Genomic DNA, 15,083 nt, shown 5'->3' with positions numbered 1-15,083 from the left:
TATAGATAATCAGGTAAATAATATAATATTATTATAGATTAGCTTTATAAAGTAACTATATCTTGATATTTAACACAATTAATTACTTCTATTATTATGTATTTAATTATTATAGATAATTAGGTAAATAACCTAATATTATTATAGATTAGCTTTATAAAGCAACCATATCTTGATATTTAACATAATTAATTACTTCTATTATTATGTATTTAAATTATTATAATAATCAGGTAAATAACTTATATTATTATAGATTAGCTTTATAAAGCAACTATATCTTAATATTTAACATAATTAATTACTTCTATTATTATGTTATTTAATTATTATCGATAATTAGGTTAATAACTTATATTATTATAAACTGACTTTATTAAGCAACTATATCTTAATTTTTGTATAATTAACATTTTTATTCCCTATCAAATTATAAGAATAATAAAATACTTTTTTACACCTTAATTACATTACAGGTTACTATACTTGAAACACTATTATAATTTTCTCATTTGTTGTATGCACCTTTGCATATTATTTTCAACATTAGAAGCCCAATATAGGTATTGTGTCACACTATCTAGTTGATCATCGTAGCATGTGTTTGGAAATGATAAAATTTCTTGTTCAAAATCATCTAACCATACTGCATTATATGGTAAAAAAACACGTCTAGATTCTATGATAGGAATTACTTTATATAGTCTTATTATTTTACTGTCAACAGGATTAACTTGTATAATTGATAATGTTGTGTTGCTTAATTCTTGTATTAATTGTATTCCACTTGCTTTTCCTTCTATAAGAATCACATTTGGATGCCAGTATTCCGCTAGTTGAACTACTTGCTTTTTTAATAAAGGATATTCTATCTTTGCTCTGTATACATCTAATAAAAAAAAAGATCCTTTAACTTGAGACCACGTTGTACAAACACTAAAATTACTACTTTTATTTAATGAGGTTGCAGTATCCCAACTTTGAATAATACAAGACTCATACCTATAATCATATTTATATCTTTGTATCCACTTATATTTTATTATTCCATGTGACAAATTAAGTGGACGCTGTTGATATTGAGCGGAAAAAGCATATGTTCCTAAATCAAATTTAAGATCTTCAATATATCTTTTATTTTTCCTCTTATAAAGAAATTCTCCTTCTTGTCTAACATATAAAATATTTCTTTTCCTTTGATTTTTTTTTATTACCCATGGCAGCATTAAAGAATAAATTTTAGTTTTCTTCTCTGATAAAACTGGTATAGATAAATGATGCCATTTTTTATGATTTGGCTTCGATAAAACATGATAAGTTAAATCCTCATTATGTAATCTATGCATAACAATAACAATAATGCCATTTTTTCGATCATTCATTCTTGTAATAAAGCTCTGATCAAACCAATGACATACCTTTTGCCTATATATTTTACTAGCTGATTGTACTAAATTCATAGGATCATCTAATATCAAAATATTTCCTCCTTCTCCTGTTATTGATCCACCTATTGATGTTGCAAATCTATACCCATACTGTGTTGTCTGAAACTTTGATTTAGTATTTTGATCATTTGACAATACAACATATGGAAATAATTTTTGATACCACTTAGATTGCAATATATATCGGGTGTCTAAAGATAGCTTCTCACTTAAAATCTGCGAATAACTTGCAACTATAATTTTCGATGAAGGATTAAGTCCCAATATCCAAGCTGGCCATGCAATACTAATACAAATTGATTTCATTGATCGTGGAGGCATATTAATTAACAAGTAATTAATTTTACCGGTGAGTGCTGCATCTAGTCTATCTGCTATTACCTTAACATGCCAATTATTGATAAATATACTATTAGGAGATATTGTTTCAAAACATAATTTTAAAAATTCTAAAAATTTCATATCACAAAAAATATTTAATATATATAAATAATTTATAAAAAAAAATTTACTATAAAGTTTTATTATAGTACTGCAAGCTACATATCTTAACAAGATATGCACCTCATAATAGAATTCCCTAAAATAATGTTTCCCTATTTTATGCGATCTTTTAAAATTAAATTTTTAATATAAAGTCATAACAGAATAATAAAATAACTTTTTTACTATACATTTAACGTATTGGTATATATACAATATTATATGATTGAGATTTTAAAGTTATTTTCTAGTATTTACATTATCAAATAACTAAAATCTAAGTAGTATAAATTATTTAATTTTAATAGTTAAAATGTGTATTATTTAAATATATGGATATTATCAAATAACATCTTTCCACTACCTTAAAAAGACCTTTGGCAATGTTTATTTATATTTTTCTCTGTCTTAGATTTTACATTACTTAATGTACTAATAATATTAATATTATATTTAAGCATAATAGGAAATATTGAATAAAAAATAATATTCATTAATATTTTTAAATTAGATTTTTTGTTCAATTTACTTTCTCTACGATATTTTTTCGCTGATATCATATTTGACTGTGCTGTTTCCCCTGACCTTTGTATCGGATCCATTGCATGAGCAATACTCACTTTTATAAGTCTAAAAATTGTTTCTTTAATATCATTTTGTAAACTTACTACTTTATTTGTTTTCACAATTTGCAAAACTTTCATTGTATAATCTTTATGTACTTTCTTTAACTGCCATACTTTTTGACAAGAATGTGCTTTATTAAAAAAATTTACTTTACTTTTACCACTAAGCTGCATTATCTTTAATGAAGATTTCTTTTTAGATACATCACAAGTATATCCACTAATCCTATTAGCTACTCTTTGAATATCCTTTAACACATTAACATCATAACACCTATTAACACATCTAAAGATTAACCTTGCAACTAACTTAGTAGGTAATAACATATTTAATATTTTAATAATATAAAAATATTAATTCTATTATTAAAAATTAAAAAAAATATTAAATTAAGATTAATATTCCTATATATAAGTTACTTTACCAGTACTAACAAGAGTTATATAAAAATCATCAAATCTACTTACTTCATAATATCGCTCATACAATTCAATAACACATTTTATCAATACCTTCTCTTTATTATAAAATATTAATTCACATTCCATCATACTATTATTAAAAGAATATTGCCTTAAAAGCCGATCAGCAATCTCATAATCTAGTATTCCATTTATTTTGATGACAATATGTTTATCACCTGAATTTTCTAGTATATTTTTCCATCCTAAAGAATATATACTTTTTATATCATCATTTTTATTTCGTAATGTAAAACGTATATTTTTTATGTTATGTAAGAAAATAAAATTTCCCTCTAAATCCTTAAACTTAAAAAGAATTGTCATATCTTATTATTGAATTAAAAGTAAAAATTCTATAGAAGAATACAAAGTACTATCATTATGATACGTATTATGATAACGCTTAAAAATTAGCCTATACATCATAGAAAACTTATTAAAAATATATCCGTCAAGTAATCTTTTTATATAATCAATAATTATAAACGTATCATCAATAGAATAACTATAAACATTACAAGTCAAATAAACTTCTAATGCTACATTACTAAAAGTATTAACCATTTTACAAGAATTCACATGTAAACATATACAAGGCAAAGAAGATTTTTTTGGCAATTGAGCATAAACTTCTGTTACAATACTACTTATATTTTTGTCAGATTTTAATAAATTTAAAATTAATTGATATGCTTCATTTATTAAAATCATAAAACTAACTTTAATTCTCGAAAAGGAGAATACATATCCTTAATAAAATTTAAACTATTAATAGTTTCTGATTCTCTATTTTTATAAGATATTGCAACATGATGCAATATACCATGTTTAATTTGCATTGGTATTATATCAGTACTATATCCAGCTTCATAAATAATATCTATTCTATTAACATACATTATACTATTAAAGGTAATAGAAGACTGGTAAAGATCTATATAGTAGTTTCTCGTAGGCACTATAGTTTCACTGTGATCACTATTTATAATTTTTACTGATAGTATATTAATAATAGGGTTAAAGGGTAATTGCAATTTCTGCGGAATACTCCCATAGCAAGATAATTGCCATTGCTGTTTCATCAGAGATTTCTCCATATACCATTGTGCATATTCAGAAGATATAGCAATCAAATTCATAATTAAATCATCATCTGTATTATGCCTAATACGTAAAAAAGATTTTGCTTCTAATAATGTTATAGGAAAAACCTTTGGTAAAGTTTTTCGAATTATGTGTAACATTGAATTTTGTAACATATAAATCTCAATTATATTAAAGTAATATAGTGCAAAAAATATACCTCATTAATATTAATTTCTAATATTTTTACTAAGTACATAATAATGTATATCTATTTTTCCATGTTTATTTTGTATATTATATAATTAAAGAATTTAGCACGTAACCTCAATATGACACAAAACTATAAACACAAATTTTATGGTAATAATATTGCATCACTGAAAATAAATATTCAACTTTATTAATATCAAAATTATATAAAGTACATATTCCTTATATTTATATTATGCATTATAAAAACGTGCACCTAGAATTCTACTTGAAGCTTGAGACAATATTTTGTCAACAATTTCTTGACCTTGTAAGCTATCAAACATTTGTAAATTACTACCAGAAATATCCCCATAAAGCTTATGTAACTCTATCTGCAATAACATTATTAATTCTTTTTTTAGAATATGTTGAAAGTAATTTAAAAGACTAGATATAGAATTTTCAAGTAAAGCTTCAAATTCCAATTTTTTAACATGAATCAATTCATCAATAATGCTTGTAAAAGTTTTAATTCTATCATCATGAATTAACATTTGATTATCAAAATTAAACATAAGAACTAATAAAATACTAATATTAATATATTAAATTACAAATTCATTTATAGGAAGCACTTATATATCTTTTATTATCATTCAATTATGTTTTTACTAAAATAATTCAATTAAGAAAAATAATATCAGTAGTAAAATTTTACGTTGCTAAAAAAATATTTCTATTTTTATGCATCATCATCTAAACACATAAGAGAAATATTACCTCCAACAATAGTGGTATTAATAGTTATAACCTTTTCTGTTAAAAATCTACGTAAGTAATATGGGCCACCTGCCTTAGGCCCTGTACCAGATAACCCTTGTCCACCAAAAGGTTGTACTCCTACCACTGATTCTATTTGACGTCTATTAACATAAATGTTTCCAGCATTAATTTTATCAGTAATATCATTAATATTGCTTTGTATTCTACTTTGTACAGAAAAAGTTAAACCATATTTAGTATCATTAATATCATTTAAAATCTTAGGCAAATCTGATTTTTTATATCTAATAACATGTAATATAGGGCCAAATACCTCCTTTTCTAATTGTGAAATTGCTTCTATTTCATAAATATGCGGCGGGAAAAAATATCCTTTATTGTGGATATTATTAACCTCACTTTTATAAAGTAACTTAAAATTAGATGCAATTTTCTGTGAATAATCAACCAATGCTTCATATGACACTTTATCAATCACTGGACCCAAATCTGTCTCTAAAAGCATAGGGTCACCTATTCGTAACTCTTTTATTGCACCGCATATCATTTCAATTTGTTTATCGGCAATTTCTTCCTGTACAAATAAAATCCTTAACGCAGAGCACCTTTGACCAGTACTTCTAAATGCAGATATAATAACATCATTAGTTACCTGTTCAATTAATGCTGAACTATCAACTATCATTGTATTTAACCCACCGGTCTCTGCAATAAATGGTATTATTCCACCGTTCCTTTTAGCAATGTTCTTATTAATAATATTAGCTGTTTCAATCGACCCGGTAAACGCAACACCTGATATTTTACTATTACTCAATAAAGTATCACCCAAAATTTTTCCTTTTCCAGGAATAAAATGCAATACATCCTTTGGTATCCCAGACCTATGTAGTAATTTTACCGCTTCATAAGCTATTATAGAAGTTTGTTCGGCAGGTTTAGCTAACACAGTATTACCAGTAACAAGAGCAGCTGCTATAGGTCCTAAAAATATTGATAGTGGAAAATTATATGGAGATATACATAAAAAAACGCCTCTACCATCAAAGTAAATATAATTTTCCTCTCCCACAGGTCCAGGTAATTTTTGCCATTCACTTAACTCCTTTTTAGCATTCATTGAATAGTAACGTAAAAAATCTATAGCCTCTCTCACTTCTGAAATTGCATCATATAAAACTTTTCCACATTCTCTTATTAATAAATTTATAAATTTTAATTTATCATTTTCTAATTCATTAGCTACTTTATCTAGTATGGCAGCACGTTCCATTACATTAACATTTTTCCAAGCTATACTAGATTGATGGGCTATATCAAGGGCTTGTATTGCTTGTTCAGGAGTTGTAAAAGATACTTCCCCTATAACATTATCCAAATTTGAAGGAGAAAATACTTGTTGAAAATCGTTAAAAATTTCTTCACCGTTAATAATAGGACATGATTTCCATAATGTATCCTTATAATCTTCCATCTTTAACTTTATCGATGAAACTACTATTGAATCAGTAATATCAATGCCAGAAGAATTAATTCTATCATTGCCAAACAAGTTTTTAGGTAAAGGAATACTAGGATGCGGTAAGTATTCTAACAATTTTGCTTTTTCCAACGGATCTTCTAATAATTTGTCAATTGATATACTACTATCATTAACTTTATTAATAAAAGAGTTATTAGCTCCTTGCTCTAGTAACATTCTGATAAGATATGGTAATAAATCTTGATAATCACCGATTGGTGCACAAATTCGACATTTAATATTATCAGCTAATTCTTGAGTAATATAATCATGTAAGTTTTGAGCTACACCATATAATCGTTGAAATTCAAATCCTGGATGATCTTTATCGGCTATTTCTAAAATAGTAGCAAGCGTGTATGCGTTATGAGTTGCAAAACACGGATAAAAAGTATTTGGTTTATTTAAAATTTTCTGAGCACAAGCTAAATAAGATACATCTGCATATGCCTTTCTTGTAAATACAGGATAATCAATTAACCCAAGTTCTTGAGTGTTTTTTATTTCATAATCCCAATAAGCACCTTTAACAAGTTGTAACAATATTTTTCGATTTGATCTTATAGCTATATCCTCTAAAAAGTCTATAACAGCTAAAGCTCTTTTTTGATATGATTGCACTGTAAAACCTAATCCATTCCATCCTGCTAGTAATTGGTCAAGACATAATTTTTCAAAAATAATCAATGATATTTCTAATCTACTTGCCTCCTCTGCAACTATATATACACTAATATTATATTGTTTTGCTAACTTACATATTTCTAATAGCTTAAACATTAAATCATCTATAATAAGGTGTATTTGAGAAAATTCATATCTTGGATGCAATGTAGAAAGTTTTACTGATATTCCATGTGAATCTAATAAATCTTGTGAATTTTTATAAGCACCTATTACATTGATAGTATGCACATAAGATTTGAAATACCTTTCAGCGCTTTCCATGGTTCTAGCCGACTCACCAAGTACATTAAAGGAATAGAGCTGATTCATATTCTTATCATTATCTAAAACATCTTCTATGCTTGTTCCTATAATAAAATTTTTACCTAAAGTATACATTGCTTTAGTAACTGCTTTTCGAATTATAGGTTCTCCCATATTTTTTATTAAGTTACTAATAGTATTATACCATTTGGAATTATCACCCTTATCCTTTAAAACATGCCCACCTATTAATAATCCCCACGTTGATGCATTAATAAAGATAGATGAAGATCTTCCTATATGCTTACTCCAGGCAGTATTTACCAATATATCTTTTATTAGATCATTAATAGTACAATTATCAGGAATTCTTAATAAAGATTCTGCTAAACACATTAAAGCAATGCCCTCGTCATTAGATAGACCATATTCCTGTATAAATGCATCTACTATACTTGAATTTTTACTCAATTTTATTTTTTCAATAATTTGCTTGGCTGTATTATAAATGCGTACTTTAGAATCTTGTAAAATTTCTGTTTTTTCTGTCAAATATCTAACATAGCTTTTTTCATCAGTGCGATTTAAACCTTGTAAACGCTTACGAAGCTCATCAGGTTCCTGTAAAGAACTTATCATATACATCAATCCTCAAATATTTAATGACTAATTAGTTAACAACATTAATTCATAACATAATAGATTATGTTAACTAGAATATCACACAATATTCTTATATCAAGATTTCTACTATTTAAGTTTAAGCCATAATTATACAAAAAATCATTTGTCATAAAACGTAAATTAATATAGTGTTATAACATAATTAATATATTTAATCCGATGTTTAGTTTATTAGGAAAAAAATTTTTAATTACCGGAGCTTCAGGTGGTATAGGAAAAGCTATTGCAGTACTATTTTCTGATGCAGGTGCAGAAATTTGTTTATCTGGCACAAGGGTAAATGCTTTACAGGATTTATCAAAGGAATGCAAAAATAAAACACATGTTATAGCTTGTAATTTATCAATTAACGAAGAAATTGAAAGTTTAGTTAATAGTGCTGTAAGCGCTATGTCTGGGCTCGATGGTATTGTATGTAATGCAGGTATTACATTAGATAAGTTAACTTTACGTATGTCTAATGAAGACTGGGATAAAGTCATCAATTTTAACCTAAGTACAACATTTAAGTTAAATCGCAATGCATGCAAGGCATTATTAAAAAATAATAGTGGTAGAATCATTAATATTTCATCAGTCGTTGGAATAACTGGAAACATTGGTCAGGTAAACTATGCTGCCTCTAAAGCAGGAATAATTGCCATGAGTAAGTCCATAGCACTAGAATTTGCTAATCGTAACATTACCGTAAATTGTATTGCACCAGGTTTTATCGATACTCCTATGACATCCATATTATCAGAAAAACAAAAAAACTACATTCTTGAGAAAATTCCAATGAAAAGAATGGGTACCCCTAAAGAAGTAGCTGCAGTAGCCCTATTTTTAGCAAGTGATGTAAGTCAATATATTACCGGTCAAACAATCCATGTTAATGGAGGTATGATTTAATATAGCTAATAATGTATAATAAAATCATACTTCGCCTAGATGCATGTCAAAAATTTATTATTGCTCGCTTTTTGCGGCTGTTTTATGCTAGATATCATAATCTTATATTTATACTTTCCTTAATATCATATATCATCTATAGTATAGCTTTTCTTTTGACAATACTAATACAACTTGCAAAGATAAATTTACCCATTAGTATAAAATCTTTCATATTATTAAATACTTCTCTTGTATTATTTTCACGTATAATACTTGCATTAATTGCATATATTCAGGTTTTCCATTGCATAACAAACACATCACTTACACTAGCTTCATATAGCATACTATATAATAAGTTAAGAAGAAATAGCAACCCAAATAAATTACAAACTACAGCATATATTATAGACGCAATAGCTACTACAATAGCAGTAATAATACAAATATTAGCTATTATTCAAATAATAATCGGTAACTTCAAAATAATAAATGATAACACTGTCACAATACATTTAAAGGGAAAAATAGACTTAATGTGCTTATTTACTAAATTAATAATTACTTCTCCTTTACTAATTTATGACTCCTATTATCAATTGCAAGGCAATCACATAAATAAAAAAATCCATAACCAGCTTAAAACGCTATTATATTTACGCATTGCAATGTTTATTATTAGCGTAATAGGAACTATCGGTAAAATAATTAATATATTGGAACAAACTGAACATTTTTACTTATATAAAATCAGCAATATAAATAATATTACTAGTATTTTTCCTCTAGGTCCAATTATTAGGATAATTTGTACAATAGCTAGTATAGGATTAACCTCAGCTACTTATATTACAGAAGTATCTGTAGCAAAACAAAAACATATACAAAAAAATAATACTCTATCTACTAATACCATCTTATCTTACTAAAAAGTGGCTAGGGAGGGATTCGAACCCACGACCAAAAGATTATGATTCTTCTGCTCTGGCCAACTGAGCTACCTAGCCATATTGCACTCTAATAGCACATGATAATAATCACTATGAAGTAAATAAAACTTACTTTTCATATATAATTTTCTTATCATTATAACTATCGTACATATCATCATGAAGCTTTTGATAAAAAAAAACATATATAATAAAATATTATATATCAGTTAATTTATATATATACAATACATATTATCTTTAAAAAGCAATCTAACATTACGCAATCCCTGACTTCTTAATTTTGATACTATATTTTTAGCATGATTCACATCTTGAATCTTGGAAAGATACCCAACATTAACATCAGTTACCGATCTATTTTTTCTATAATCTTCTATAGTTTTTTCGTAATGCTTCCTATAAGATGGAACACTATGAACCAAATCTTGTGACATTTTTTTTAAGTAAGTAATTTTAACCTTAGCTATACCTTTATCACGAAACCCTAGTATTATAGCAGCTTGCTCTGAAAGATCAATAATTCTATTATTCACAAATGGTCCACGATCATTTACCTTTACTACAACTTTCTTCCCATTTTCTAAATTAGTAACTTCCACAAAACTAGGTAATGGCAGAGTTTTGTGCGCTGCAGTTAACAAAAATCTATTAAATTTGTCACCATTTGCAGTAGTTTTATTATGCGATTCAGCACCATACCAAGATGCAATACCTACTTCCTCATAATAATCATAATACTGCGGCTTATAAGAAATTCCATTAATCATATAACTATTACCTATCTTATAATGACCCACATGAGATTTATTAGCAAAATAAAACTTATTATTATAAGGACTAAGGTAACACCCACTTAATAAGGTAAATACATAAATAAAAAAAAACTTAAATATCATGCTTCAAAACAAAAAATAAACACACAAAAAATTCTAAGATAGTGTACAAAATCATAAAAATATATCAACTTAATTTTAAGATTAATGTTCACAATATAAACTACTATTATAATATAATTTACATATCCTCTAATTCCCATCTAGATTTTGGCACAAAATTTAAATCGCTTATGTTTCCAACAAAGAAATTTTCAATACCGGCCCATCCAACCATAATAGCATTATCTGTACATAAATTTTGTGGAGGAAACAATACTTCAAAATTATGATCCCTTGCACATGACAAAATTTTACTACGTAGAAAATTATTTGCAGCTACTCCTCCAGTAACAACCATTTGCTTTATATTAAAATTTATATCATTAGTTACCTTTATAGCATTACAAATACGATTCACTAAAATATCACTAACACACTCTTGAAAAGATGCTGATATATCACATATCACTTGATCATCAATAACTTTTTCCTTATGTATAATATTCTTTACAGCTGTTTTAATACCAGAAAATGAAAAATCACATCCTGCACGATTCAGCAATGCTCTAGGCAAAACAAACCTACTATTACCATTAATAGACTTTTCTTCAATTGATGACCCTCCAGGATAACCCAAATTCAACATTTTAGCTATTTTATCAAATGCTTCACCTAATGAATCATCTATAGAAGATCCTAATTTTTTATATTTTCCTACATTATAAGCTATTAAAAATTGACAATGACCTCCTGAAATTATTAATAATAAAAAAGGAAAATTTACCTTATCAAACATACGCACAACCAAAGCATGTGCTTCTAAATGGTTAATAGCAATAATAGGCTTTTGCATGACACTGGCAATCGCCTTTGCAATCATAACCCCTACTATCAAACCTCCAATTAACCCAGGACCTGAAGTTACAGCAACCGCATCAATATTTTCAAAATCTACTACATTTGATACAGCTTGGTAGACTAAATCACTTAAAAATCTTAAATGAGCACGCGACGCAATTTCCGGAACAACACCTCCATAATCTTGATGCTCTTTTTGAGATATCATTTTATGTGATAAAACTTTTCCATGACTACTTACAACTGAAACAGCACTCTCATCACAACTTGATTCTATTCCTAATACTGTAACTTCTGCCTCATGTAAAAAATACATATAAACTATTTAAGAATACCTATTTCTTTATAATACTTTTCTGCTCCTTTATGAATAGGCGCAGAGCTTGATTGCGATAAATCACTAATTGTTAAATTTTTCAATGCACCACTTAATCTTTGAAAATCAGATAAATGTAAAGCAATATATTTTACTATTAAATACGCTATATCATCAGACAAATTTGTTGTTGCTAGCAAAGAAGCTCTTACTGCTAATGTCTGTATATCTTGTGGATCATTCTTATATATTGCACCTGATATTATACTTTTTTGATAATAAGGATACTTAACATTAAATTTAGATATTAGCTCATCATCTAAAGGAATAAAAATAGCATCACAAGTTACAACTGCTTCCTGCATTGCAGCATTAGGATGACCTACTAAATCTGCAATTACATCAACTTTACCATCACACAACGCTTGTACTTGTTCTGATGCTTTTAACTCTGAAATCACAGAAAAATCTTTTTTTGACCATCCTTTTTCTTTAAACAATTTTAACATCATAACCTTAATTCCACTTCCAGGAGCGCCAATATTAACTTTTTTTCCTTTTATATCATTAACTGAATGTATACCAGAATCTCTACGAGTTACTAAAGTAAAATACTCCCGATGCAAAGAAGCTAATAATCTTAAATTTTTCATAGGAGGCATTTTCTTATAAAGATTTAGTCCATTATATGCATAGTATTCTAAATCTGATTGTACTATACCAACATCCATATTATTCATACGCATGGAGTTTAAGTTATAAATACTACCAGTAGTTGAAGAAATAGAGCAAATAATTTTTTTTAAAGATTGTTTATTACTATATGACGCAAATTTACAAACATTACTACCAACCGGATAGTAAACACCTGTCATAGATCCTGTACCAATTAAAACAAATTCCTTCTTTAAATCTACTGCATTAGCTTTAAAAGATAAAAAAATAACAAGTATTATAATAAATTTTTTCATTAAAGATATCCTTAACAATCAATATTACATATTATTTTATAAAAACTATCTATATTTAGGCTTGCATTACCAACTACAACGCCATCTAATTTTTGAATTTTTCTTATATTGTGTATATTGTGATAATTAACTGAGCCACCATATACTAATTTACAAGAATTAATATATGACCTAATAATTTCAAAAGATGCATTGATTACTTCAATAGATGGTAAAGTATTATTACCTATAGCCCATACTGGCTCATAAGCTATTATAAAATCACCATTTTTAGGTAAACACTTTTCGCACTGGCTTAGCAATACATCTCGTGTTATACCATTATTTCTATCAATTAAAGTTTCACCTATACAAATAATAGGAATTAACCCTGCATCTATTACGCTCTGAGCCTTAAGCCTAATTTCATCATCAGATTCATAAAAAAGCTGACGCCTTTCATAATGTCCTACAATAACATACTCACAATTACATTTTTTCAGCATGTCTGCACTAATTTCACCTGTATACTGGCCACTTTTTTCATAATAACAATTTTGTGCTCCAAGTTTCACCATGAAATTAGATTTTATAAAACTAGACATAGCAATAAATGGGGGACATAACACTATTGTTAAATTTTGTTTATTAGTATAATCATCTGCTAAATATGAATTCAAGCTTTCACTAAATTCCATAAATGTTAATGGACAACCATTCATTTTCCAGTTAGCAACGATAATAAACGACATTACAACAACACTCAAACCGCATGTGCCGACTGTCAGAATCGAACTGACAACCTACTGATTACAAGTCAATTGCTCTACCAAATTGAGCTAAGTCGGCTAATTGAATAAAATAAATATAATTACCGAAATTCTCTAACATAATTATATATCATATAATAAAAGTCAACCCCTTTTATTAATAATTAAGTAAATACTTTTATTAACTACCATTATATAGGTAATTGTATTATAATACATAAACTGTATAAAAAATTTATAAAAAATTTTATGAAGAATAAACAACTTTATAAAATCAAAGCAAATAAATCACTTGGCCAAAATTTTATTACGTCAAGTGATATTACTGATAAAATTGTATCATATTCAAAAAATATTAACAATTATTCCATTATTGAAATCGGTGCAGGATTAGGAATTTTAACGGAATCTATATTAAAAAATAACCCTAAAAAACTCATTTCTATAGAAAAAGACCATCGTTTTACAGATATATATGCTAAACTAGCTAGGAATTATCATGGTAAATATGAATTTAAAATTGCTGATGCTCTTGACATAAATTTCACAACATTAGCTAAACCTCCTGTTAAAATCATAGCAAACTTACCATATAACATTTCAACTGCTATATTACTAAAATTGCTTAATAATATAAGTTATTTTAGTAGCTTAACATTAATGTTTCAAAAAGAAGTTGCAAATCGCATATTAGCACAACCAAATAGCAAATCTTATGGTACTTTATCAGTATTAGTACAGTTGTTATGTAATGTTGAGAAAATGGAAGATTTAACTCCTGAAATGTTCCACCCATTACCTAAAGTACACTCTTCTATTCTTTATATAACACCGCTATTAACTCCTAAAATTCAAACTGATTATCATAAAGTTGCAAATGTAGTAAATGCTACATTTAATTATAGACGTAAAATGATACACAAAAGTCTAAAGAACATTACCAATAATGTAGAAAGTATTCTTAAATTAGCTAATATTAACAGAACTTTACGTCCAGAAAATATCTCTATAGAACAATTTTGTAAAATAGCAAATCTTCTTTAAGAATTTACAACTCATTTATATATCACAATAAAGAAATTATTCTATATTTTACTTATACTACTCTTATACCAACATCAGAATATAAAATTCTACTTTTTTTACATAAATTAACGCAACTCTAAATTTTTTTATAAATAAATTTGATAAATAAAATAGCTATGTTCATCATTATAAACATAATCTTCAGCTATATAATTAACGACTACATATTACAAAACTTACTTT

General features: G+C 26.8%; 14 protein-coding genes and 2 tRNA genes. 3 read left to right on the top strand and 13 right to left on the bottom strand.

The window, feature by feature from the left end; all coding sequences use genetic code 11:
- Nucleotides 1-497: 497 nt before the first annotated feature.
- The 7 genes from terL to putA all read right to left on the bottom strand — a co-directional run bounded on the left by terL (nt 498) and on the right by putA (nt 8,174).
- Nucleotides 498-1,910 (bottom strand): phage terminase large subunit, encoded by a 1,413-nt coding sequence (terL, locus tag NLO413_RS00975; RefSeq protein WP_045809336.1) that lies wholly within the window; start codon nt 1,908-1,910, stop codon nt 498-500.
- A 386-nt stretch (nt 1,911-2,296) separates the two neighbouring features.
- The gene (locus tag NLO413_RS00970; RefSeq protein WP_045808693.1) at nt 2,297-2,884 is read right to left on the bottom strand and encodes a hypothetical protein; all 588 of its coding nucleotides are present in this window, start codon (nt 2,882-2,884) and stop codon (nt 2,297-2,299) included.
- Nucleotides 2,885-2,962: 78 nt separating this feature from the next.
- Nucleotides 2,963-3,346, bottom strand: coding sequence for a phage tail tube protein (locus NLO413_RS00965; RefSeq protein WP_045808692.1), 384 nt, complete (start codon nt 3,344-3,346; stop codon nt 2,963-2,965).
- Nucleotides 3,347-3,352: 6 nt separating this feature from the next.
- Entirely contained in the window at nt 3,353-3,733 is a 381-nt protein-coding gene (locus NLO413_RS00960) for a hypothetical protein (protein WP_045808691.1), read from the bottom strand.
- On the bottom strand, nt 3,730-4,281 hold the full coding sequence (locus NLO413_RS00955) for a head-tail connector protein (protein ID WP_045808690.1): 552 nt from the start codon (nt 4,279-4,281) through the stop codon (nt 3,730-3,732). The genes NLO413_RS00960 and NLO413_RS00955 overlap by 4 nt, the downstream gene beginning before the upstream one ends.
- A 270-nt stretch (nt 4,282-4,551) precedes the next feature.
- On the bottom strand, nt 4,552-4,875 hold the full coding sequence (locus NLO413_RS00950) for a hypothetical protein (protein WP_045808689.1): 324 nt from the start codon (nt 4,873-4,875) through the stop codon (nt 4,552-4,554).
- 167 nt (nt 4,876-5,042) lie between these two features.
- Nucleotides 5,043-8,174, bottom strand: a complete 3,132-nt coding sequence (gene putA / locus NLO413_RS00945) for a bifunctional proline dehydrogenase/L-glutamate gamma-semialdehyde dehydrogenase PutA (RefSeq protein WP_045808688.1) — start codon at nt 8,172-8,174, stop codon at nt 5,043-5,045.
- 204 nt (nt 8,175-8,378) lie between these two features.
- On the opposite strand from putA, the gene fabG reads away from it, so the two are divergent.
- Nucleotides 8,379-9,110: a 3-oxoacyl-[acyl-carrier-protein] reductase gene (gene fabG, locus NLO413_RS00940; RefSeq protein ID WP_045808687.1), complete on the top strand. Its 732-nt coding sequence runs from the start codon at nt 8,379-8,381 to the stop codon at nt 9,108-9,110.
- Between the two features lie 155 nt (nt 9,111-9,265).
- Nucleotides 9,266-10,021 (top strand): hypothetical protein, encoded by a 756-nt coding sequence (locus tag NLO413_RS00935; protein ID WP_198138887.1) that lies wholly within the window; start codon nt 9,266-9,268, stop codon nt 10,019-10,021.
- 4 nt (nt 10,022-10,025) lie between these two features.
- Here NLO413_RS00935 and NLO413_RS00930 read toward each other — a convergent pair.
- From NLO413_RS00930 to NLO413_RS00905, 6 genes are all read right to left on the bottom strand, one after another.
- A tRNA-Met gene (locus NLO413_RS00930) sits at nt 10,026-10,099 on the bottom strand.
- A 152-nt stretch (nt 10,100-10,251) separates the two neighbouring features.
- On the bottom strand, nt 10,252-10,812 hold the full coding sequence (locus NLO413_RS00925) for a septal ring lytic transglycosylase RlpA family protein (RefSeq protein ID WP_232295891.1): 561 nt from the start codon (nt 10,810-10,812) through the stop codon (nt 10,252-10,254).
- Between the two features lie 247 nt (nt 10,813-11,059).
- Nucleotides 11,060-12,094 (bottom strand): tRNA (adenosine(37)-N6)-threonylcarbamoyltransferase complex transferase subunit TsaD, encoded by a 1,035-nt coding sequence (gene tsaD, locus NLO413_RS00920; protein WP_045808684.1) that lies wholly within the window; start codon nt 12,092-12,094, stop codon nt 11,060-11,062.
- 5 nt (nt 12,095-12,099) lie between these two features.
- Nucleotides 12,100-13,065, bottom strand: coding sequence for a TAXI family TRAP transporter solute-binding subunit (locus NLO413_RS00915; RefSeq protein WP_045808683.1), 966 nt, complete (start codon nt 13,063-13,065; stop codon nt 12,100-12,102).
- Between the two features lie 11 nt (nt 13,066-13,076).
- Entirely contained in the window at nt 13,077-13,796 is a 720-nt protein-coding gene (locus tag NLO413_RS00910; RefSeq protein ID WP_045809335.1) for a triosephosphate isomerase, read from the bottom strand.
- A gap of 23 nt (nt 13,797-13,819) precedes the next feature.
- Nucleotides 13,820-13,893 (bottom strand) — tRNA-Thr (locus NLO413_RS00905).
- Nucleotides 13,894-14,063: 170 nt separating this feature from the next.
- Between NLO413_RS00905 and rsmA the strand changes: the two genes are divergently transcribed.
- A complete protein-coding gene (rsmA, locus tag NLO413_RS00900; protein ID WP_045808682.1) occupies nt 14,064-14,858 on the top strand; it encodes a 16S rRNA (adenine(1518)-N(6)/adenine(1519)-N(6))-dimethyltransferase RsmA in 795 nt (264 codons plus the stop codon).
- The last annotated feature ends 225 nt before the right edge of the window (nt 14,859-15,083 follow it).

This window comes from Candidatus Neoehrlichia procyonis str. RAC413, from assembly GCF_000964795.1.
Taxonomy (GTDB): domain Bacteria; phylum Pseudomonadota; class Alphaproteobacteria; order Rickettsiales; family Anaplasmataceae; genus Neoehrlichia; species Neoehrlichia procyonis.
The sequence above is the reverse complement of the archived record's forward strand: the minus strand, read 5'-3'. Positions and strand labels throughout refer to the sequence as shown.